The sequence below is a fragment of the Actinokineospora bangkokensis genome, assembly GCF_001940455.1.
GTDB classification, from domain to species: domain Bacteria; phylum Actinomycetota; class Actinomycetes; order Mycobacteriales; family Pseudonocardiaceae; genus Actinokineospora; species Actinokineospora bangkokensis.
The window spans coordinates 367,202-390,661 of record NZ_MKQR01000028.1; the positions used below are offsets into that span (position 1 = coordinate 367,202).

Consider the following 23,460-nt stretch of genomic DNA (forward strand, 5'->3'; position numbering starts at 1 on the left):
ACCTCGTCCGGCGGAAGCACCCTCGGCGGCAGTCCACATTCCGGTGCCGCGCAGTCAGGGTGAGCGGGTGCGGTCCGGCGGTCATCGCCAGGAACCGCCGTTCGAGCACGTCCAAGTGCGAAGGGGAGCGCGGGGTCATCGTTCAAGAGCTTTCCGGGGTGGGGGACATCTCGCCGCCTAACCCGTCCAGACCATCGTTCGATGGGACGGATTCACCAGAACGGGTGATGTGTCGCTGTTGTCCCCGGCTTGGCACCCTGCCTTCGTACCCTGGGGCCGTGATCGATCACGACGAGATGCCGGAGACGGAGGAGCCCGCTGATGCGTGGTCGGCTCTCCTTCCCGGGCAGGAATTCGTTCCGGCCTATCTGACCTCGCGGTTTGCGGCGCAGTACCGGGTGATCGTCGACGTCCTGCTGGCCGAGCAGGACACGAGTCTCACCGGGTTGTCCTTTGACGAGGTGGCCGCCGGTGTTCGCGTTCGCCTCGCCGAGCAGGTACCGGCCGAGGTGGTCGACCGCCTGCTCGCTCCTGGGGTTCTGCACCTTGACGCGCGGCTGGAGCGGTTAGTGCAGTGGCGGGTCTTGACCCGTTGGCAGGAACCCGCTCGCTCGGGGGAGGACTTCCTGCGGCGGCGCGACCGGTACCAGCTCACCCCGAGAGCAGCCGGTCTGCACGTCTTCTGGTCGTCGGTCGACGACACCGAGGAGGCCGCGGGTGATCTCACACTGGCGCCGCGTGCCATCCATGAACGGCTGCTCGCCTTCGCGGAGTCGATTCGCCAGGCGGTGTACACCGATGCGGCGACGGAGTTCCAGCAGGTCGGAGCCATGCACCAAGCGATGGCCACGGCGGCTCGCGGGTGGCAGCGCACGCTGGCGCACGCCCTGTCAGGTGGGCCGGACCAAGCCAAGCAGGACCTGCTGTGGCAGACGTTGCGCTCTTACATCGGCATGTGGGGTGAGCAGGTCGATGTCCACACACCGCGGATCGCGGAGCTGGTGGTCGAGCTGGACCCGTTGTTGACACCTGACGTGTGGCGGGCGTGCGTTCGCGCCGCGTTGGACACCGATGCGGACGACGAGGTGGTTACCTCCCAGGCACGCCGCTGGGAGCACATCTGGGAGGCCCTTGGTTCGTGGTTCGGTGGTGCTGATAGCCAGGCCCGTAGGCTGCGGCGCCAGCTGCGTGACCTGGTCGCTCCGTGGGCGCGCAACATGAACCTCCTGCTGGACACCGGTGGCGCGGTCACCCGCCGCGCTGAACTCCTGGCCTTGGCCGTCGCGGTCGAACGCGCTCCCGACGAAGAGAGCGCCTGGCGGATCTGGGACACCGCAGTCGGTGCGTTCTCCGCACGCCACCTGCTGATGGCGCCGAACTCCGCCGATGACAGTGACTTGAGCTGGACCACCGCACCGCCCGCGCCGGTCACGGCCCGCTTCCGCGAACAGGGCGCTCGCGCTGCAGTCGGCAGGCGGACCAAGATCCCGGATTACTCGACGGGCAAGAGCGCCGCCCGTCGGGCCAGGCTCGCGGCCCAAGCCGCCCGCAGCGGCGCAGAGGCGACGCTGCGTCAACGTTCCGGAACACACCTGGCCGACTGGGGCGAGATCACCGACGCCGAACTGAACCTGCTGTTGGAGTTTGTCGGCGTCGTGCGGCGGGCGCGGTCGGAGAGCGCGGTGACCGGAGACGGCCGGTGGCGAATCACGCTGCGCCGACCACCGCAGGTGCACGACACCATGAGCTTGCACGCTGGCAGTGGCAGCATGACGACCTTGAACTGGTACTTCGAGATGGAGCCTGCGTGAACCGCGAGGCTGCCAACCGGCAACGGGCGTTCACCGCTCTGCTCCGCTCGCCGGTGCTCGGCCGTCGTACCCACCCCGAGATATGGCCGCTGGTGCGGGCAAACCGCGTGACGTTGGGCGAGTGGTTCGCCCAGCGGCTCGGTTACCGACTGGTGGTGACTGACTCCGCGGCCCGGTTGTTCCGGCTCCCTGTTGACGGTGCCGTCGTGGCGCCCCGACGGTTCAGGCCGCCGACCCGGCGGGTGCTCGTGCTGGCCATCCTGGCCGCGGCCGGGGCTGAGGACGCCGAGGACATCACCACCACCCAGGATCTGTCCGACCGGGTCCGGGTGCTCTCCGCGCACGAGGACGTTGAGCTCGCCCACTACGACCCCGACCGGTTCGCCGAGCGCACCCTGTTCGTCAAGGCTGTCCACCTGCTGGTGTCCGTGGGGGCGTTGCGGCCGACTGCTCGTGACGACGAGGATCAACGTGAGGGGTGGGCGCACCGCCGGGATGCGATCGGCGGCGCTTACGAAGTCCGCCGCGAGTTGCTGTTGCGACTGGTCGACCCTGCTTCATTGCGCGCCGCACTCACCGGAGGGCACGATGCGGGGGCGCCCCACGAGGCAGCGGCGCGGATCGGCTTGATGCGCAAGCTGCTCGAATTGCCCGTGGTCCTGTACGAGGACCTCACCGACGCGGAGCGGTTCTACCTGACCGGTCAGCGGCACCGTGTCCTAGCTTGGTGCGCTGAGATGACCGGCTGGGTGGTTGAGCAACGGGCGGAAGGGATGGCGCTTATCGCCGCCGATGAGGCAGACACGGACCTGCCGTTTCCGCGGTTGCGTGCCGCCGACTTCGCTGCCTTGATGGTTCTTGACGAGCTGGTGCGGACGTATGGTGCGGGTTCGGTCGTCACAGCCGACGAGCTGGGTTCAGCGGCCGCCGCTGTCCGGGAGCGGCACTCCCAGGCGATGACCAATGACTTGCGCGTGGGCAACGCCGTGGAATCCACGGCGCTGGACCTGCTGGGTGCGCTGGACCTGTTGCGTCCGACCGGAGTACCGGACAGATGGCGTTTGACCGCCGCTGCGGCCCGCTACCGTGACCCGCGCGTGGTCGCCGTGAACGCGAGGCTCGACGAGGAGGGTGAAGGGTGACCCGACCGGCACCTGACCGCGAGCGGTGGCTGGCGGCAGCCATGACGGGTGGCCTCCCGGAGCCGGGTCTCCGCCGTTGGCAGCCCTTGCGCGTGGGCATCGTCAACCTGTGGGAGTACGACCATGCGGAGTTCTGGTTCGCCGACGGCCGTCTGGTGCTGCGCGGCGGCAATGGAGCGGGCAAGACGAAAGTGCTCGAACTGACGACCTTGATGCTCCTGCGCGGGGAGATCGGCGCCTCCGTGCTCGACCCGTTCGGGTCTCACCACCGCACCATGCGTTTCAACCTGTTGCCCACGGGTGAGGATGATGACCCCCGTCCGCCATCGGATGCCGGTCTGGGTTACGCCTGGGCTGAGTTTGGCAGGCTCGACGACGACGGCACGGCGCGGTTCTTCGTCTGCGGGCTCGGTGTCAGCGCCCGTCGCGGCAGCGGCACCTCTGCGGTGACCACGTGGCACCTGATCACTCACCTGCGGCCGGGACGCGACCTGAAGCTGTCCACGGCCAACCGGCCGCTCGACCAGAAAGAGCTCAAGAAGGTCCCCGGCGTCACGGTGCCCGACAGCGCCGCGCGATACCGCGCCAGGGTGGCATCGGAGCTGTTCGGACTGGGCTCCGACGCCTACGACAATCTGACCGAGCTGCTCAAGCAACTGCGCAAGCCCAAGCTGGGGGAACGGCTCAACCCCACCAGCCTCGCCGAGACGCTGCGTGCAGCCCTGCCACCGCTCGCGACCGCGGAGATCACCCAGCTCGCCGACGGGTGGGACAACCTGGAGAAGCTGCGAACGGCCGTGGAGCAAACCCGCAGTGCGGCCGTGCGACTGGTGGACTTCGTGCGCACCGGTTGGAGCCCATGGGCGCGCACCGTCGTGCGTCACCGCGCCGATGCGCTGGCTGCGGCGACCACTGAGCTGGACCGCACCACCAAAGATCGTCGGGCTGCGGAAACCGCGTTGACCACGGCCCGGGGTGAAGCCGACGAGCTGGACAAGGACATCAGCGGGACGCGATTGCAACGAGGTGACCTCGGCACGGAGCTGCGCGAGTTGCTGGACAGCCAGGCATTTCAGGACGCCGTGAGCGCGGCTGGCCGCGTCGAGGGGCTTCGTGACCAGCTCGGTGCCCTGGCAGAGCAACTGGTGGGAGTCGACGAGCGCCACGCAAGGGCGGCTGAGGATGTGGCGGAGGTCGCCGAGTCGGAGGCAACCGCCGCTTCCGCCGCTGAGCAGGCTGAGTCGGATGTGGTTCATGCGTCCCGCCGCGTCCAGGCAGCCGGGCGTCCCGCCGGACTGCACCAGTCGGCTGCTCGACACCTGCCAGCTCGTGACGTGCCCGCGTTGCGCGCCGACCTTTCGGTACGCCGTGAGCGCTTCACCCGGTTGCAGCGCTTGCGTGCGGAGTTCGACCGGGCCGAGTCGAACGCGACGCGTTCGGCCGACTTGCTGGCCGACCGGGAGTCGGACCTGAACGAGGCCGCCGAACAGCGGGAACTGGCGCGTGATGGGGTCGAGACCGCAGTGGACACCCTGCGCAGGCAGCTCCGGGAGTGGAACGCGAACGTCGTCCTCGCCAAGGCTGACGAGCGAACCGTCGAGTCGTGGTGTGATCTGGTGGCCGAGTTGACCGCCGTGGACCCGTCGGGCGCTTCGACCGAACAGCGAGGCGTCTCCCCTGCGGCGGAGGTCGCCCGGCACGTCGAGGGGGTCCGCGACACGCTGAAGTCGCGACGCGCGGCACTGGTCCACGAGCACCGGGCGCTCGTGGCGGAACACGAGCAGGTCACAGCGGAATTGGCCGGGGTGCTCGACCGGACGGAGCGCCCGCCGACCCCTCCGGACTCGTGGCGCCGTCGCGATCGGCCGGAGCCCGACAGCGGGCTGGGCGCGCCGTTCTGGCGGTGCGTGCAGCCCGTCGACGAGTTGTCGATGGATGAGGTCGACCTGCTGGAGGCGACCTTGGCCGCCGCGGGCGTGCTCGACGCCTGGCTGAGCGCCGACGGCGAGCTGATCACTCTGGAAGGCGGGGAACAAGCGGACACGGTGGTGCGCGCGAGTGGTATCCCAGTTGACGCGAACCTGACGCAGGTGTTGGAACCCACCCCGGCTGGCGGTGTTACGGAGACCGCCATCCACGCCGTGCTCGCCTCGATCGGCTGGCACGACTCCCGCCCCCGCGGCAATGGGGCTGGAACCTGGTTGGCGGCGGACGGTACGTGGCGGTGTGCCACCGTGTCCGGACGCGCCGAGGTCGCCCGACCCGCCTCCTACCTGGGGGCCACCGCCCGTGAGTCCGCCAGGCAGCGGGAGATCGACCGGCTGCGGACCCGACTGGCGGCACTCGAGGAATCGACCAGCGCGTTCGCGGCCAGGATCGGGAAACTCGACGACGACCTGCGCCGCCTCGCCGATGAGTCAGGGAGGCTTCCGGGAGAGCGCGTGGTCACCGACGCCGTCTCCACCATGCGAGAGAGGGAACGGCAAGCAGCCGACAGCGAACGTAAGGTGGCCTCGGCCAGGGATGCCCACCGTACGATCGAAGCTGCCAGGGATACCGCTTGGGCGGACTTCTCCGCGTATGCGGGCGAGCACGCCTTCCCACTGGGCGACCTGGCGCTCCACGACGCGGCTTTGCGGAAATATCATGAGGCCCTGGATGAACTGGCCCACCGAAAGGAACTGCTCGGCCTACGCACAGTGACCCTCGTACGCGTGCAAAACGATTTGGCCGCCGCTCATCGCAGGCTTGCCGGCGTTGATGCGGAACTGCACGACCTGCGAGGGCGAAAGCGCAAGGCTGAGGTCCGCCTGCGCACCGCGGAAGAGGCAATCACCAGCGATGTCCACGCGCAGTTGAACCGCCGCGCCGAGCTTGACCGTCTGGTGGAGCAGGTCGACCGCAAACTCGACGAACTGGGGAATAGGCTCACGGCCGCGCTCGTCACGGTCACCCGAGCCGAGGAAACCCTCGATCGGCACGAGGAACGGAGGCAAAGCGCGGAACGCAGGCGGGATGCCGCGCTGTCGGTGTGGTGGGAGGTGTACGACGCGGGCATCGCGCAGCCCCTCGGGCTGGAGGAACCGGAACGCCGAAGCGTGGAGTCCGCGCGCGAGTCGACCCGCGCCGCACGCCGGGAACTACCTGACCCAGGCGAGGAGGACCGCGCCTGGAGGCTCTGCTACAGCAAGCTCGAAGCACTGCGACAGGACCTGCTGCCCGACCGCGACGCCCGCGTGCAGGAGCCGGAACACGACCGCGCGATCCCGCGCGTGGTCGTCCTGGCCGACAGCTCGGCTGGCTGGCAGGCCCCTCCAGCCGCTGCTGACCTGCTCGCCCACCAGGTGCACGAGCAGGAGAACGCTTTTGACTCCGAACAGCAACAAGTGCTGACCACCCTGCTCGGATCCACGTTCATCGAACACCTCAAGGACCGGCTGGACTACACCGCCCGGACCTTCACCGACATCAACAAGCAATTGACCAGCCACCCGACCCGGCACGGCAACGCCGTGCAGCTCAAGTGGGAACCCGACCCCACTGACCCGGACGCGGGCGCCGTCGTGGACGCTTTGACCCAGGGCTACCAGCAGCTGTCACCCGGACGTCAGGATACGGTGCGCTCCTTCCTCGCCCGCAAGATCGACGCTGCCAGGGCGGATGCGGCTTCCGAGGGCTCCGCCGACTGGCGGGAGCACCTGTCCACCGCGCTGGACTACCGCGGCTGGCTGAAGATCTCGCTGCAGTACCGTCCGGGTTCGACCAGCCGTTGGGTGCCGTTCGACGCAGCCAAACACGGTGCCAAGTCCGGCGGTGAGAAGGTCGTGCTGCTGTCCCAGCCGTTGTTCGCAGCCGCGGTGGTTGCCTACAACGCCGCAGGTGGGCACGCTCCGCGTTGCGTTTGGCTGGACGAGGCCATGACCGGCGTGGACGACGAGATCAAGGCGTCGTTCATGGGCCTGACGGTGGGCTTCGACTTGGACGTGATGCTGACCGCCCACGACGAGTGGTGCAAGTACCCGACCGTCCCGGCGGTGGCTGTATATGACCTGGCCAGGCACAAGGGACTACCCGGAGTCGACGCCGTTCCATACCTGTGGTGTGGCGGAGACTGGACCGCGGTCGCACTGCCGATCTCCGACGAACGCCCGGATGAGGCGCTGATGGCAGCGGATGGCCTGTTCGCCGAGATGGACGCTGAGTGACGAACACGATCCCACCCGGCATCGAGGGCTGGGCACGCCTCCCAGGACCCGCAGCGGTACTCGACGCCGTGCACACCCGGGCCAGACGCGGGCACCGCACCGAAACGGGAACGCTCACCGGCCTCGCGCTGACCGCGCAGCAGCGTCGGGAAGTCGCGCTGCTGCTCGGCACCCGGTGGGAACTGTCCGGTAGGCCCGTCCGTCTCCAGGACATGGCGGTGAAGCTGGCCGAACACCACCTGACCGTCCGCGGACTCGTCGAAGTACTGCACGGCGAACAGATCGAACCCGATAAGGAATACCGCAGCCGTGCCCAAGCCGTGGCGACCGCTGAGCGCGACCGCGCGGCCACACACCTGATCGAGTCGGGTGTGGCCGTAGATGTGGCGGAGCGATGGCTGGCCGACACCGGCTTGCCTCGGCCGGGCTCAGGTCAGCTCCAGACCTTGGCCGAACAGGTGGCGACCGTGCTCACCAGACTGCGCACCACGAGCAGCGGGACAAGGCTCGCCCAACTTGCCGCGGACACCGTGCATGACGCCCACGCGCTCGATGCAGATCGGCAACTGGGACGCGGGGTGGCGCGTCTCCTGGCGATCGAGCACGACCTGCCCCGACCACAACGAGCAGGTCGAGCCTGGCGCGCGGCGTGGACCGCTGCGGGGGTGGCGTGCGACGGCGTGTCGTCCCGCGTGCTGGCGCTGAACCTCCCGCTGACCGGTGAATCCCCGGCCGCGAGGCTGTGCGTCGCCGCTCCCGGCGAGCCCGTCTGGTTGACGCTTCGTTCACTCACGGGCTCCTGGACTGCTTCCGCGAGTGACGTCTTCGTGTGTGAGAACCCCACGATCGCGGAAGCTGCCGCCGATGCGCTCGGCTTGACCTGTCCACCACTGGTGTGCACCGATGGGATCGCCTCAGGCGCTGCCCTCGACCTCCTTGCCGGACTCGCCATCGCCGGTTGCACGATCCACGCGCGGGCAGACTTCGACCCGGCGGGGTTCACCATCGCAGACCAAGTGCTTTCTGTGGCGCCCGACGCGCTGTCGTGGCGGTTCAACGCACGAACTTATGCCGAGGAGCGCGGCCTGAGCGGCCACCACGACGCCCCCGAGGATCTCGCGGCGGCTGTCGCCGGATTGCGCGTCGCCTACGACCTCGCACGCCTCCCGGTGCATGAGGAGCGGGTGCTTACCCTGCTGCTGTCAGACCTCGCGGTCGGAGCAGGCTCCGCGGGTCGGTAGAACGGAGAGGATTTGCGTGGGCTCGGCGGTCAAGGCGCGACCTCGTAAAGGGTGTCCTCGACATCACGCAGTTGCCGCTCCACGGCCTCGGTGAGGTTGCGGTCGTCGAGCAGGACCCCGAACTCGACGTTGCCGTGCTCCGCGCTCCAGGAGAAGTTCGCGCTGGACACCAGCAGGAACCGGTGGTCGACAGCGACGAACTTGGCGTGGTTGCGCACTACCGCACCACCGAACTCGACGGTTCGCAGGATCACGGCGGGTGCGAGGTGGTCCGCCACCTCGGCGGCGGTAGGAGCTCCCCGGCCGGAGGCCGACGCGTCGAGGTACACCCGAACCGCGACACCGGGACGCTGCGCCGCCCGGCGAAGTGCCGTCCACAGACCGGAGGTCCGCTGGAAGTTGAACGTCGAGCACGTCACGGAGTGACGGGCGGCGTCCACCAGGTGTGGGGAGGACGCGGTGAGCGGTCCGCCTCGGGCGAGGTGGCCTGGCATCGTCCACAGGGGCGTCGCCGTGGTCGGTGCTGACCGTGCGCCCTCGACAGCGCGAAGCACCGCGATCTGGGCAGGTGTTGACCCTTCCCGCAGCAGTTCCCGAACACGGCCGCGCTGCCTCTGAGCGACGGCGCGCACAGCGCTGGTGAGCGTGTCGCCCCGGGACAGGCGGTCGGCGAGCAGGCCAGCCTCCGTGCCAGTGAGCCGTTCCCCAAGCTCGCGGGCTGACGCCGGATCAATCCACTCGGCCGAAAAAGCCAATGCCGCTCCCGGGGAGGTCGACGAGGAAACGCCGGTCGAGGAACCGGTTCGCCCGTTCGCACGACGTTTCCGACGCCATCGCGCAGCAGTGGCAGGCGGCTCCGTGCAGGAAGTCCTCCGCGTCCTGGGGAGTGCGCATGGCGCAAATCGGGTCGGAGGAGCAGCGTTGAGCACGGTAGAGCGCTCCCGACACCACACGTTCCAGCCGCTCCGGCTCACTGAGCTGCACCAGGCCGCCGAGGGTCCCGTCGCTGTCAGAGGCTGTCGTGCAGATCAGCAAACCGGCGGCTGCCGGACGGCTGTCGGTCTCGGGCCAGGCGTAGAGACGTTCGGACAGGCTCGCGGCGGAGTATCCGCACTTCATCGCCATCTCTCTGATCAAGACGTGGGCGAAGGTGTGCACGAGCCAGTAGCGCGGCGGTCGCAGGCGGGTGCTGTGGTCTACCGGTTTCGCGGTCTCGGAGGAGCGCCGCTCGAAGTTGCGCCGGTGAGCCTCGCGGTGGGCGATCCAGACCGGGTCGTGCTCGACCATCGCCTCCCACTCGGCCACCGCGGACTCGTCGAGCTGGAGGAACACACCTTCCCCTCGGTCCTCGGTGGCGACCGTCCACGCGGGCCGCTCCGCCCTGGCGAGCGGGACCAGCCGCGAGAGATCGCCGACGCGGTCCATGTCGTCGATACGGGTGAAGCCGACGAGGGCGTTGACCTTGCGCAGACGCTCGACCGCCAGCACGCGCGTTACCTGCGGACGCAGCGACGGGTCCCGTTCGCGACGGGACAGTGTCAACCCGCTCGTTTCATCCTCGTGCCGCAACCCGAGAGGGTCCTTGAGCAGGTACTGCCACTCCGGGACGAGGAGGTCGACCGGGTCCCAGTCCTCGCGCCACCGATCCAGTTCCTCGTCGGACTCGCCAGGCGCCAGCGCGGCGGCGACCGCCTGGGCGAGCTTGTCGTCGGGAATCGTCGCGAGGTCCGGCGGACTGCCCGGTTTGCCTTCGAGCACGTCGCGCAAGGTGTCCAGGTCGTCGGCGTACTTGGCCAGCCTATCGCCGAGCACGGTGCGGATGCGGACCGCGAGGTCCCCAGTGGTCTCCTGCTGGGACTCCGGCATGACGATGATCGACTGCGTCGCCGGGAACCACAGGTTCGACGCGCCCACCAGCATCAGCCGCGTCTCTTTGCGGCAACCGCTCGGCTCGAACGCGTCCAAGTGCGGGTGACGACCTCGACATCCAGGCAACTTGCCGCGACCCGCCTCGCCCTGGGCCTCGTTCATCGGTCGCCGCGCGCCGCACGACTCGCAGCCGATGACGGCAGACGCGCCCTTGCCCGCAGTGCGATCGACCATCTTCAACGCGGGGAACTCGGCGTTCGGGCAGGGCGACCAGTGGTGGACCCACTCGTCGTAAGGGAACTCGTCGAGGTGGCCGTCTACGCAGGCGAGCAGGTACCGGGCAGGCACGGCGATGCGCCGTACGGGCTTGCGGCCGCGATTGCCCGCGCGTCCCGTGCACTTGGCGTGCTCGAAGCACGCGAGATCGGTTCGGAACGGGTGAGTGTTGGTGTAAGCGAACTGCGACAGGCTGCCGAGCATGTCGCAGCCGGTGCACCGCATCCACTGCGGGAAGATCCGCGCGGGCACGCCGAGGTCGTTGCCCTCGGTCGAGAAACTGATCTTCTTGGGCTGGTTGGGGTGTGGGCGCAGCCGCACGTCCCTCGATCGGAGCAGCTTCGCCACCACGTCGCGCAGGCGCGGCGCGCGAATTTCCTGGGGATTGTCGCGCCGCCGCCAGATGCGGTCCCAGTCGTCCAGGCCGGTGGGCATGATCGTGAACTGCGGCAGATCCATGATCGCGCCGGGCCCGTAGGTGTAGAGCAACGACGACGGGCGGCCGGAGCCGACCTTCGCACGATTGTGCTTGATCGCCTTCTCAGCCTCCCTCTCGGCGTCCCCCAGCGGGTCAACAGCCGTCGCGGGGTCGTAGATGAAGCGGGTGTCGGTGGTCATCAGGGCTCCGAGGGCGGTTGCCAGCGCGGCGCTCCGGGCGGCGCGATGTAGACGAGGTTCTCCTTCACGGGGCTCACCAAGAGGTTGATCTCCGGCTGCACCTCCCGCATCGAGTTGGCCACCACGAACGGCGGCGCGTCCCGCGAACCAGTTCGGGACTTGGAGTTCTCGGCGCTCATCATCAACGCGTCGTGCCTGGTGTCGTCGGTGACCCGCTCGTAGACCATGGACTTGCGGTGGTCGGCCAGGAACCGGCGGCGTTTCTCCCAGTTGTCCAGCCGGTTGCGCAGCAGGTGGGACGTCCTGAGCGCGGTGTCCTCGTCCGCAGCCCGCAGCACCCGGTCCACCAAGGCGTCGATGATCTCGACGACGACGTCCCGTCGTCCGTCGATGGCTCCGGCGTTGTGCTCGGGGGACAGCCCTTGCGCCTCGGCGGCCTGAAGGACACGCGCGGCGCTGACGAGGACACCGTCCAGACCTCGGTCCAGCGAGGTCGCGGAGAACGGCGTGACCGACAAAGCCTCGACCTGGGCGTAAAACGTTTCATGGTAGTACCGGAACTGCTCGAAGTGGGCGAGGTCGCGCGGCCTGGCCCAGTTGCCCAGGGATACGACCAAGCCGGGGCGAGCGGCGTCGCGCCCGACGCGAGAGGAGGCCTGGATGTACTCGGCGGTGTTCTTGGGTTGCCCGACCACCAGCATCAGCCCAAGTCTGGTCACGTCCACACCCACCTGCAGCATGGACGTCGCGAGCACCGCGTCGAACGGGCTCACCTCGCGGGTCGGCACGGGCTTCTTCGCTGCGCGCTGCGCCATGATCTCCCGCTTGCCCGCGGTGGTGTCGAACTCGGGGGAGAAACCCACAGCCATCTGGTCCAGGGTGGCGGTGATGTCCGCGCTCGCCACCCGTGAGGTCAGTTCGGCGACGTGCAGGGACCCGAAGTTGGTCCCGGTCCGCCTCGGCAGCGCAGACCACGGGCGGCCCTTCGACAGCGCCGTCTGGATGTCGTCGCCCATATACCGGGCCATGCCTGCCAATTCGCGGGTCGCGCTGAAGTAGCCCACCAGCGACATGTACGGATCGGCGGCCTCGCGGGACCGGTCGAACAGCAACTGGCCCGCCGCCAGCAGCACCTCGGCGACGCGGATCTCGGCGGTGGTGAGACGCACACCCGTGGTGGACAGCCCGATGTAGCGGCGCCCTGGGAACCTATCCGAGATCTCCTCCTCCTTGGAGAAGAACGTCCGGCCGGCGTCGAGAACCTGTGGGGGAAAGATAGTCACATCTCGCCCGTAGAGCGCTTTGACCTGATCAGCGGCATTGCGGGCGGTGGCGGTCGAGGCGACGAGCAGCGGGCGGACTGGCTGCCCATTGGCGGTGCGCCACATGCTCATGACGTCGATCGCGACCTCGAAGAGCCCTACTGTGGTGCCGAGCGCGCCGGTGATCAGGTGCAGCTCGTCCTGGATGATCAGATCCGGCGGCCGCAGACGAATCCCGGGACGTACAGGTGCCACAGGCAGACCAGCCTTGACGGGATGTTTGTTCCCGACCTTGATCTCGCAGTGCTTGTAGTCGGGGTGCACCACTCCGTGCCGCTCGCACCGACGCGAGACGTACCCAAAAAGCGAAGCAGCCTCACCTTCACGTGCGAGCCGTGCGAACTTGTCGACGGTCGCAATGACGAAGGACGGTGTCAGGCGGTAGATCTCCTCATCGACCGTCAGCACCGGCAGACCGTCGGGCGAGTCGCCGCCTTCAGCAAACGGGCACTCGGCGAGGTCGTCGCCGCAGTACACGTGCACCCGCCGCGTCTCAGCCCTGGCTACGACGTCCTTGGACGTGATCTTGGTTCCGCACCACGGGCAGCGTTGGATCTGCAACACCGTGAGCCGGTATCCGACACCGGTGTTGTTGGCGCGGGTGAGCTGAGCCTCGGCTTCGTCGAACCGCTTCGGGCTGACGTCCGTTCCGACCCACAACCCTATCCGGAACGGTTCGGCACCCCACGTGTCGACATCGGCGAGGCGGGCGACCTCCGCCGCGCAGACCAGGGCCGTGGCGCGCTGGAACTGCTGCGCGGTGAGCAGTCGCAGTGTGTAACGCATCAGCACTGCCACGCCGGAGTTGCCGTCCAGCGGTCCATCCGGTGTAAACACCTCGCGCTGCTGACGGCGGATCGCGAACGTGTACGCGGCCAGGCCCAGGTACGCCTCGGTCTTGCCACCACCAGTCGGGAAGAACAGCAACTGCGCCTTCGGATCACCGCCGGAGCGGCGCTCGGCTGCGGGGTCTGTGAGCATCGGCAACTGCATCAGCACGAACGCGAGCTGGAACGTTCGCCAGGAATGTGCCTTCGGGCCCTGCGCGAGCACTGCGGTCCGCGCCTGCTCGATCGTTTCCCGCGGGTTCTTCGCCCGCCGTTGCGCCACCTGCGACTGGATTCGCTGATCGGCCATGACCTGGTTCATGAACCGGAAGCAGCGCAGAGCTTCCTCGTCGGAGAGCAGGTGCTCTAGCCCGGCGGCCAGCTGTGCCTGAACCTGCCGGGCCTCCTCGACCAGTTCGATCCCGTCCTCGCGCAGGTGCTCCGGCAGCGCTTTTGCGCGGGTGAGTTCACCATCGAGCCAAGTCCCATAGCCACGGACGATGGGTTCCAACCCGGCGCGCAACTCCTCCTCGGTCGCGGTGCTCAATGCGCGCATATCCAGCAGCGCCGACCCGATCTCCTCGGCGGTGGTCTGCGGCGTCTCGGCGGTCGGCAGCCAGGTCGTCCACACGGCGCTCGCCCGCCTGCTTCCAGCGGACGACTCCCAGTCCACGGAACAGGTTCGGCCGATAGCGAACTCCAACCGGTCGCGGTACTGGAGGTTGAGCCTGCGGAGTTCGTCGTCGCGTTCCTCGCGGGCGTCAGTGAGCCGGTCCGTCACCGGCATGAACACTTCCGCACCGCCCGCGTCGACCTTGACCCTTGTTTGATATAGCCACGCGTTGACCGGGATCTTGCGCGGCGCGACCCGGTCGTTGCACAGCGCCACCTCGATGAGCCGCTTGCCGTCCGTGACGTCGTCATACCGGTCGATGCGCAGCACCACGGTGTCGCGGAGGTGGATCGTCGTCGTCCGCGCGGGGCTGAGGTCGGCGACGACGACCTTCTTGACGAACTCGATCGGCGTGCGCTTGTACCGCCGGACCTTGCTCTCCTTGTCCTTCATCGGCTCGTACTGCCCCCACGAGGCGGTGACGGTGAACTCGGCGAGGTCGTCGGGAATCTGGCAGCGCAGGCCCATCGACGCCGGGATCATCAAACCGCGCTGCTGCGGCTGGTCCTCGACCTCGTCCTCGTCGGCGCCCGCGCCGCTCTCGTCCACAGCGGTGACTGGCACGCCCTGCACCTGCTCGGCGTCGAAGGCGTCGCCGACATCGGTGGCGGCCTCGTCCTCCTCGGCGTCAGACGGATCGTCACGACCCGCCTTGAGCTTGAACGGCGCGATCCGCCCGACCAGGTACACCACGTCCGGCGGGCCGTCGAGCACCTCCTCCGGACCGTTGGCGGGCCCAAGGAGTTCCCGTTCGAGGATGTCGACCAGGTTCTCCCGTACCGTCAGCGACGTTCCGTCCGGCTCGTGCGCGAGGCGGTACTGCTGTTCACGCTCGTGCGGCGCGGTCACTCGCCACCCTCCTCTTCTTGTATGGGCGGCGGTGCCTCGCCCTGAGCGGCGGCGCGCTTATGGTTTTCTTCGAGCAGCAGGTCCAGAATTTCCACGCGGGCGGCCGGACTGACCGTCCAGCGGGTCATCTGTCGGTACGTGTGGAAACCGTGGTCGAGCGGCACGTCGTCCCAGCCGTAGGCGGCCATCACGGCGCGATCGAGTTCGACGTGAATCTCCCGCATCCGCGCCACGTCGGCATCGTCGGAATCGGCGGTGCCGGGGTCGTTGACCAGGTTGTACAGCTTGGTCAACCCAAGCTGGCGCCGCAACATGATCTCCCGCCGCTCGCCGTCCAACACCCGCCCAACCTCCGCCAGTCGCTCGGTCGGCTCAGGGCGAGGGAACGTCTCGAACACATCGGACGGAGTGTAACGGGGGTCGTTCCGCATCCCCGATCCATACTTGATCGCCCAGGTCTGGTGCATACTCGACGACAACACCGCTTGATCAGCGAACGACTCCGTCGCGAAAATGACCGTAGCTTCACTGGCAACAAGTTTCCCGCTTACTCGCACAGGCATTACGGTCTTGCTGACTCGCGCGATGACCAACACGTCGGTCAAGCCCGCGACAGCCTTTCGCATACCAAGCGCCAGCTCCGCAAACTGCCACCATCGATCTCGTCGCGCACTTCTTTTATTTTTCAATCGTTCTGGGCGGACCCTTCCATAAACACGCTGAAAGGGGGCAGCGTATTGCTTTGCGGCAGACTCGGTAAGATTATTGAAGTCGATCACCCGGCGGGATGGGGACGTGTCCGGGCGGGAGTTGAGGTCTTCACCATTGAGGTAGGGAAAGAGCACCTCGGCGTTCTTCGCGTCGGCTTCGATCCAGTCGGCGGCTTCCTCGGGTTCCAGCACGAACCCCATGCCCAGCACATAGCAACCGATAAAGGCCATGCCGGTGTTCTCGGCCAGCCGGACCGGTGCGCCGTCCACCCGCCCGGCGGGCTCCAAGAGGGTCGAGATGCCCGCCACCGCCACGCCATCGGCCACCCGGGGAACCTCGCCCGCGACCGCCTCCCGCGTGCCCCACACCGCCGCGTACTCCAGGTTGGCGCTGGCTACCGGCCACGACCTGCTTTGGATCGCCCGCGTGATGGTGAAGCCACCGGCGACCATCCGGTCCAGCCCCACCTCACGGGTGTCGCCCTGCGCCACAGTGTTGGTGGCGATGAGCCCGAGATTGCCATGAGCGTTGAGCAGTGCACTCGCCCGCAGGAAGAAGTACCCGACAAGGTCGGCGCTGCCCTTGGTGCCGCCCGCCACCGCGTTCACGAACCAGTCCCGGACATTGGTGCCCATCGTGCCGGTCAGCTTCTGACCACCCAGGAAGGGCGGGTTGCCGATGACCGCGTCGAAACCGCCGCGAGTCATCACGTCCGGCACCATCACCGGCCAGTGCAGCGGTTTCCAGCGTTCGTAGTCGGTGCGCACGGTCGGAGTCAGTCCGGCGGTCAGAATCCCGTCGAGCATGGCGCGGTCGCCATCGGGCGCGTAGGCGTCGCTGAGTGCGATGCGCAGGTTCTCGTACTCGGCGTTGAGCTTTTTGCTCGGTTTGCCTCCGGGTCTCAGACCGGCCGCGGTCACGGCGTCGCCGATCTCGTTCAGGCGCGCGACCAGTTCCCGGTACTCACCCCACTGGCGGCGCTTGGTGGTCGCGGACCGCTGCGGATCGGCGTTGTCGACCTCGCTGGCTAGCTTCTCCCGCAAGCGCACCGCCCGGCTCAGGATGCCGTCCAAGTCAGGCTGGAACAGCGGCATCTGGCGCACGGAGTCGGGGTCGATGTGCTGGAACTTCAACTGCCGCACGTCGGTGATCCCCAGCAGCGAGTTGCCGTGCAGGATCTTGTCGTCCACGAACGAGAACGGCAACCTGGCGTCCAGCGACACCAGCCACAGCGAGAGCTTGCACATCTCCACAGCCATGCCGTTGATGTCCGCCCCGTACAAGCAGTTGGCCACCACGGTCCGGACAGCGTGGGTCTGCTGGTCGTGCGGCGTGCCGATGGCGACGCCCTCCCGCCGCCACGCCTCCACCAGCCGCGCCGCGAGGTACCGCGCCGCCGCCACGAGGAAGGCGCCCGAGCCGCACGCGATGTCGGCGATCTTCAGGTCGAGGATGCGGTCCGACGACACCGGCGCCCAGGCGTCCCGGTTCGCCGTCTGGTGCGGCCCCGGGTCGTAGACCAACGGCTCCAGAGCGTGCAGCACCACCTCCTCGGCCAATGACTTGGGTGTGTAGTGCGCACCCGCCGAAGCGCGCGACGGCGTCTCCACCACCAGCACACCACCCGGCACGGCAACCAGAGGCCGGTTCCGCAGGTCCCGGCGGATGATCCCGACGAACGGACGCAGACGGTGGCGCAGCTCCTCGTCCGTCGTGACCGCGCGCAGCGCCCGCTCCGCGTCCTCGACCTGCGAGCTCTCCCGGATCGCCTTGGTCAGCGCGGCCTTGGACGGCGGGGTGGCGGCGGGCTGGTTCTCCTTGGCCCAGGCGAGCAGGGCTTCGGCCAGTGCCGTGTCGGTGCGCTTGGACTCGGCGAAGGATTCCAGCACGGCCAGCGGAACCTCGGGCTCCTCGCCCTCCTTCCCGATGAGGCCGACCATCACTTCATCGACCTCGGCGCAGGAGTAGCCCAGCAGGCCCTCGTAGATGTAGCCGATCTGCTCCACGTCGATGTCGCGGAACGAGATGCGCCGGGCGGGTTGCCCCTTGATCTTGGCGACCTGCACGGCCCGCAGCACTTCCAGCATCACCCGGTCGGACACGGTGATCGCGAGCCCACCGGACCGGCCCCACGCGGTCAGGAAAGGAAAGCGGCCCGAGTCGAACAGCGAGCCGCCGTAGGACGGTAGGCGGATGTCCTCGAAGGACGCACCCTGGTACAGCGCCAGAGAGGTGGCGAGCAGGCGGTGCCAGGTCAGGTAGGTGTTGTCGAGGGCCTCGGCACTCTCCTCGCGGACGCGGGTGTCGAGTGCGTCCAACTCCTCGCTGATGCCGTAGCCCAAGTTGAACAGCCGCCCCTGCGGCAGCAGGCCGCGTTCCTCGGCGAACAGCAGGAACACCACCCGCATCATCACCGTCACGGCCGCCTCGTAGACCTCGCCCCGGTCCTCGGGCAGCGGGTCGTCCTCGGCGCCCAGCGCCGCCTCGGACAGGGCTTGCACGAGCAGTTCGACCGCGCGGCGCACCTGGGTGCCCAGGGCCTCGGTGATCTCTTCGGCGGCGGCGACCGATTCGCCGAACAGCTCGGTCAGTCGGTCCTCGGGCTTGCCGCCGATCAGCCTGCGGCGCTGGAGCAGCGCGATCACCGCGTCGCGTGTCTGGGCTTCCTCGATCCACGTCTGTGCGTCCACGATGCCCGAGGCGGCCATCGTCTCCCTGCGAGCGCTGACGATCGCCCACCAGCGGCCGTCGGTGACCACACCAATGGGCACACCGGAGGAGCGCAGCAGCTCCTCCACGCGATCAATCGGAGAAGCGGCCCACCCGTCGTCCAGCGGATCGCGCAGCGACTCGACCGGGTCGACCACGAGCACCAGCGCGCCGACAGCCTCCCTGTGGACCACCTCGCCGCTGGCGCGCATGGTCACGCTGTGGTCCGGAGAGCGTACCTCAGCAGTGGAGTCCGCGCGGTAGGACTCGCCCCAGCCGAACACGTCACGGAGGACGGTCTCCACCCAGATGTCCCGCTCCTTGCGGTACAGCTCCAATGAGCCCGGGTCGTCCCGCCGGAAGTCCCAGTCCTCCCACGCCTTCTCGAACGCTGGCTTGGCGTCCTTGAGGGCCGCTACCGCATCCGCGTCCGGTCGCGGCATCCCCTGCGGCCAGACGCGTTTCAACGCTGGCACCGCCAGGAAAGGCCCGTCGGTGTCGACCAGTTCCAGCCACCGGCGGTGCAGCTCGGCTTCGTTCGGCGGGGACTTGCGGCCGGGGCGCGTCATGCGCGCACCATCCCGGCCTCGGCGTCCGCCGGGGTCAGCGCGAACACGACCGCCGCGGCGGAGACGTGCGGCCTGATGTCCCGGTAACGCTCCTCGATCGAGGCGACCTCACGCCGTTCCTCTTCGTCCAAGCCCGCAAGCCGGTCCTCCATCGCGCGCAGGTCACGGCGGCGCTGGGCCTGCTGGTCGTCGGTGAACAGCTTCTCCTCCTCGGCGCGGATCTCGCCCGCCAACCGGTCGCGGGACTCCCGCAGGTTCTCCCGGAAGGCGCCGAAGATCTCGTGCACGCGGGCGATGTCGGAGTTCCGACGGCGTTCCAGGTCCTCGGTCACTCGGGTCTGCCGCGTCTCCGCCTTACGCCTCATCGCGGCCTCCAACCGCGTGCGCAGCCGGGAACCCTCCGCGTTCCACATCTCGCTCAGCGTCGCGCGCACGCTCTCGCTGGCCAGCGAGAGGTCTTCGGCGTCCAAGGTGGCGTCGAGCACGTCTTCGACCTTCTGTTCGGCCATCGCGTTGCCGTGCACCCGGATGCCGGTCAGGAAGACCTCCTCGTGCAGCCTCAGTCCACCCCTGCCGACCAGGACCAGTCGGGACACCGCGGCCACGCACGACTCCGGCAGGTCCTCGGCGACGACCGCGGTCACGCGGTTCACCGGCGAGTCCACGCCGAACAGCGCGCTGCGCAGCACCCTCGTGGCGCGCTGCATGAGCCCATGACCGAGGTGGACGTGCACCAGGTCGGGCCTTCCTCGCGCGGCCGTGTCGTCGAACGTGATCGGCCGGGGCTTGCCAGGTTCCAACCGGGTGTCCAGACCGCGCAGGGCAACCTGCCACGCCGCACCCAGGTTCGGCACCGAGAAGACCGGGGCGTCGGTGTCCTCGGCGAAGGAGAAGTCCTCCACCAGGGGAGGCTGGGCGGTGAGGGTGAGGGCGGTGTCCACAACGCGGCGGGCGTTGGCGGGAGTCAGATGCATCTCCGTCTTCCGAGCATCGTAGGTACTGGACAGCTCGGTAAGCCTGCGGTTGAGCTCCTGCCCGCCGGCAAGTGTGGAGTTGATGACGGCGTTGCCGTCGTCGGGGGCCGTGCGCCGTGCCTTGCGCCCACCGGGTGCAGGGGCGAAGTGGTCTTGCACGACCTGGTTGACCGAGTCGAGGTCGGCGGCCACTGTCCCGATCTTGTTCGCCACCCGCTCCACCAGGAACCTGGCGTCCCGCGCGTACGTGCCGTCGGAGATGTCGGGGACGAACTGAAAGATCTGTGGCGTCTCGCGCTGCCCGTATCGGTCGATCCGACCGATCCGCTGTTCGAGTCGGGACGGGTTGAACGGGATGTCGAAGTTGACCAGCCGGTGGCAGTGGTCCTGGAGATCGATGCCCTCGCCTGCGGAGTCGGTCGCCACCAGAACGCGCACCAGGTGCTTCGACGGGTGGGCGGTGAACTGGGCGCGGATCAGCTCCCGCTCTTCGGTGGGCGTGGAGCCTTGGATCGTCGCCAGCACGTCGCGGTAGCCGCGTTGAGTCAGCACGTCCGCGATCCACTCGAGGGTGACCGCGTACTCGGTGAACACCACCACGCGGTCGTTGGTCCATGTGCGGCCATCCGGGCGGCACACCCCGTCGAGGAAACGGATCAGCGCCTCCAGCTTCGAGTCCGGTCGTTTTTCGTACCGGCTCCCCCAGGCGATCAGGGTCTCGATCTCCCGGCCGGTGGCGGCGACCAACGGGTCGGAGCGCTTGCTCTGCCGCAGAGCGGTGAACTCGGGGTGCTCGGCGTCACCCTCCTCCTCGTCGGACTGGCCACTGCCCAACACCTCGGTGTAGTACTGGTCCTCGTCGTCGAAGTCGAGTTGGCGTCCCGTGCCCGCAGCCTGTTCATACAGTTCCAGCGTGCGGGCGAAGGCCCAAGGGCTGGACAGGAAGCGCTTCTTCAGCAGCATGGCCACGAGCCCGCCGGCGTGCCCTCGCCCGTTCGCACGGGCGCTGTCGGCGAGGATGCGGTCCAGCAGGGCGAAGTGGCGCTCCTCCTGATCGTCGAGCGTGAAGGGGATCTGCTTCAGCTCCCGAGCGCGGAACCCCTTCTCCGGCAGTTCAGACTTCAACCGGCGCACCGCGACCTCCCGCAGCGCACGCTTGTCCAGCATCGCGCCGCGGGTGAACCGACGGCCGTCGATCATCTCCATGAGCGCGGTGAACGACTCTGAGTAGCCGTTGTGCGGGGTCGCGCTGAGGAAGAGGCGGTGCTCGCACTTCTCAGCGAGAGTCTTCGTCGCAATGGTGCGCTGGCTGTCAACGGCGTAACCCCGCCCTCCTGGGGCTGTCGACGGGCTTGCGGGAGCGACGTGGTGCGCTTCGTCGACCACCAGCACGTCGAACGCGAACCGGCGCGCCGACTTGGTGTCCGACACATCGGCGAACACATCACGCAACAGGCGCTGCGCCCTTAGGGCGGGCAACCACGACATGCTGACGATCACCCTGGGGAACAGCCGGAACGGGTTGGCCGCCAGTCCGTGGCTGCGCCGGACCCGCGCCATCAAGGCGCTGTTGACGATGACGAACTCCAGGCCGAACTTCTCCCGCATTTCGTCCTGCCACTTCAGCGCGAGGCTGGGCGGGCAGACGATGACCACGGATCGGGCGCGGTGCCGAAGCAGCAGCTCCTGGATGACGAGCCCGGCCTCGATGGTCTTGCCCAGGCCGACGTCGTCGGCGAGCAGCAGGTTCGTTCGTGACGACTGGAGAGCGCGTCGCAGCGGTTCGAGCTGGTACGCCTCCACGTTCGCGCCACTGCGGAACGGTGCCTGGTAGGAATCCGCGTCTGCCGAGGTCACGGCACCCCAGCGCACGGCGTCCACGAAGGCTGCCAGCGTGGTCGGGTCGTCGAACCCGTCGGGCGTGATGGTCTCCGGCAGACCCTGGTCGGGCGCGACGGTGTGCCCGACCTCCAGCTCCCACACCACGGTGAGCTCCTGCCCCAGGCGGTCCTCCTCCAACGACTGGAGGTTGACGGCGTGGGTGATGCCTGCGACCCCCTCGTCGGCAGGGCTGCGTGGCAGGCCCTGCCGACGGACCGACGCCACCGCCCACGTCGACCCCCGGACGTTGACGACCTGCCCGGGTTCAGGCACTGGCGGCAAGGCTGCCGACCTGGGCGGGTCGTCGGACACGACGGTCACGTGGTTCCCCTCTCCGAAAGTCACTGCCAGTTATCATCATGCTCTCTTGCGATTTTCGCAAGTCCGGTTAGGGTCGGCCGTGTGACAAGCGTTCCGGACCGCGTGCGCGACCTGATCAAAGCGTCGAACCTGACCCGCCGTGCCTTCGCCGCGCGGATCGGTCTCGACGAGTCCAAGCTGTCCAAGTCGTTGAGCGGTACACGACGCTTCTCCTCGGTCGACCTCGCTCGTATCGCCGAAACCTGCGACGTGACCGTGGACTGGCTGCTTACGGGAGACACGCCCGCGGTGAGCATGGCCGCCAGAGCGAGCGGCGGTAGCGCGCGGTCGGCCCTCGAAGCCGCGACGCGCTTCAGCGCTACCCGTGCCGACCTGGCGACGCTCGGCTACTCCCAGCAGTGGCGAACCCCGCCGTCTCGCCGTGTGGCGAACCGGTACGCGGACGAAGGCCGAGACCTGGCGCACTGGGCAACCGAGGTGTGCGGCGAGTCCGGCCCTCCCGCGACCACCAAGGACCTGAGCAGCCTGGTCGAAGCGGTCTTCGGCGCCGATGTGGCCGTAGTGGACCTCGACAGCGACTTCGACGGTCTGGCTGTCTCCTCGGCCAACGTAAAGCTGATAGTGCTCGCCACCAGCCCGCTCCCGTCGAGGCAACGATTCACGCTCGCCCACGAACTCGGGCACCTGCTCGCCGGTGACGACCAGGACATTCACCTCGACCGGGATGTCTTCGACCGCGCGCAGACCAGAGATCCGGGGGAGGCGCGCGCCAACGCTTTTGCTTCCGCGTTCCTCATGCCCGAGGCTGCGCTGCGTAGTGCTGTGCAGGCGGGCATCACGGAAGCGGCTTTCGCCTCGCTCGCGTGCGACCTGGTCGTCAGTCCATCCGCGCTCGCCTACCGCCTGCTTCACCTGAGATTCATCGACGCGGGGACCTGTGACCGTTACAAGACGATCACCGCCGCCAAGGCCGCACACATGGCGGGTCGAGGCGACGAGTTCGCCCGACAAGTCGCTGCGTCGAGCACGACGCGGCTACCCGGCCTTCTAGTACAAGACGCTTACGCCGCCTATGAGGCAGGGAAGACTACGCTCAGGCCGTACGCGAACCTTCTCGGAGTCAATGTCGACGTCCTCCGCGACTCGATCGAGGCCAACACGGTGGTGGACGGCGCTTCGTGAACACGTTCCTGTTCTCGGACAACACGGTGTTATGCAACTTCGCCGCTGTCGATCGCCTCGACCTGCTCGAATCGGCGCTGAACCAGCGCGGCAGATGGACCGAAGCGGTCGCGTACGAGGCGTCGAGGTCCGCATCCTCCCTCCCCGCCAGGCATAACGACCCGGGAGGCGATCAACATCGTCGCCATCGCGGTGGCCCACGGTGACATCGCCGAGACCCAGCGTTCGACCTTATGCACATGATGGTGCAGGCCGGGAGGTCCCCCGTCTTCCACGCACA

General features: G+C 68.2%; 11 protein-coding genes. 6 read left to right on the forward strand and 5 right to left on the reverse strand.

The window, feature by feature from the left end; genetic code table 11:
* Nucleotides 1–278: 278 nt before the first annotated feature.
* The 4 genes from BJP25_RS28755 to BJP25_RS28770 are packed head-to-tail and all read left to right on the forward strand — an operon-like array spanning nucleotide 279 to nucleotide 8,399.
* Nucleotides 279–1,811, forward strand: coding sequence for a DUF2397 domain-containing protein (locus tag BJP25_RS28755; protein ID WP_198943625.1), 1,533 nt, complete (start codon nucleotides 279–281; stop codon nucleotides 1,809–1,811).
* Nucleotides 1,808–2,953, forward strand: a complete 1,146-nt coding sequence (locus tag BJP25_RS28760) for a DUF2398 family protein (RefSeq protein WP_075978132.1) — start codon at nucleotides 1,808–1,810, stop codon at nucleotides 2,951–2,953. Before BJP25_RS28755 ends, BJP25_RS28760 begins: the two co-directional genes overlap by 4 nt.
* Nucleotides 2,954–2,994: 41 nt before the next feature.
* Nucleotides 2,995–7,158: a TIGR02680 family protein gene (locus BJP25_RS28765; RefSeq protein ID WP_269844592.1), complete on the forward strand. Its 4,164-nt coding sequence runs from the start codon at nucleotides 2,995–2,997 to the stop codon at nucleotides 7,156–7,158.
* The gene (locus BJP25_RS28770) at nucleotides 7,155–8,399 is read left to right on the forward strand and encodes a DUF2399 domain-containing protein (RefSeq protein ID WP_198943626.1); all 1,245 of its coding nucleotides are present in this window, start codon (nucleotides 7,155–7,157) and stop codon (nucleotides 8,397–8,399) included. Before BJP25_RS28765 ends, BJP25_RS28770 begins: the two co-directional genes overlap by 4 nt.
* A 29-nt stretch (nucleotides 8,400–8,428) precedes the next feature.
* Here BJP25_RS28770 and drmC read toward each other — a convergent pair whose 3' ends face one another.
* Genes drmC through drmD form a run of 5 tightly spaced genes read right to left on the reverse strand, consistent with a single transcriptional unit; the run spans nucleotide 8,429 to nucleotide 21,998 of the window.
* Complete coding sequence (gene drmC, locus BJP25_RS28775) at nucleotides 8,429–9,154, reverse strand: DISARM system phospholipase D-like protein DrmC (protein WP_084794662.1); 726 nt, start codon at nucleotides 9,152–9,154, stop codon at nucleotides 8,429–8,431.
* A complete protein-coding gene (gene drmB, locus BJP25_RS28780) occupies nucleotides 9,129–11,162 on the reverse strand; it encodes a DUF1998 domain-containing protein (RefSeq protein ID WP_075978134.1) in 2,034 nt (677 codons plus the stop codon). Before drmB ends, drmC begins: the two co-directional genes overlap by 26 nt.
* Nucleotides 11,162–14,833, reverse strand: a complete 3,672-nt coding sequence (gene drmA, locus BJP25_RS28785) for a DISARM system helicase DrmA (protein ID WP_075978135.1) — start codon at nucleotides 14,831–14,833, stop codon at nucleotides 11,162–11,164. The genes drmB and drmA overlap by 1 nt, the downstream gene beginning before the upstream one ends.
* The gene (locus tag BJP25_RS28790; RefSeq protein ID WP_075978136.1) at nucleotides 14,830–18,822 is read right to left on the reverse strand and encodes an Eco57I restriction-modification methylase domain-containing protein; all 3,993 of its coding nucleotides are present in this window, start codon (nucleotides 18,820–18,822) and stop codon (nucleotides 14,830–14,832) included. Before BJP25_RS28790 ends, drmA begins: the two co-directional genes overlap by 4 nt.
* Nucleotides 18,819–21,998: a DISARM system SNF2-like helicase DrmD gene (gene drmD / locus BJP25_RS28795; RefSeq protein WP_075978137.1), complete on the reverse strand. Its 3,180-nt coding sequence runs from the start codon at nucleotides 21,996–21,998 to the stop codon at nucleotides 18,819–18,821. The genes BJP25_RS28790 and drmD overlap by 4 nt, the downstream gene beginning before the upstream one ends.
* 102 nt (nucleotides 21,999–22,100) lie before the next feature.
* Here drmD and BJP25_RS28800 point away from each other — a divergent pair, with 102 nt between their 5' ends.
* Entirely contained in the window at nucleotides 22,101–23,180 is a 1,080-nt protein-coding gene (locus BJP25_RS28800; RefSeq protein ID WP_075978513.1) for an XRE family transcriptional regulator, read from the forward strand.
* Entirely contained in the window at nucleotides 23,177–23,386 is a 210-nt protein-coding gene (locus BJP25_RS28805; protein ID WP_075978138.1) for a hypothetical protein, read from the forward strand. The genes BJP25_RS28800 and BJP25_RS28805 overlap by 4 nt, the downstream gene beginning before the upstream one ends.
* The last annotated feature ends 74 nt before the right edge of the window (nucleotides 23,387–23,460 follow it).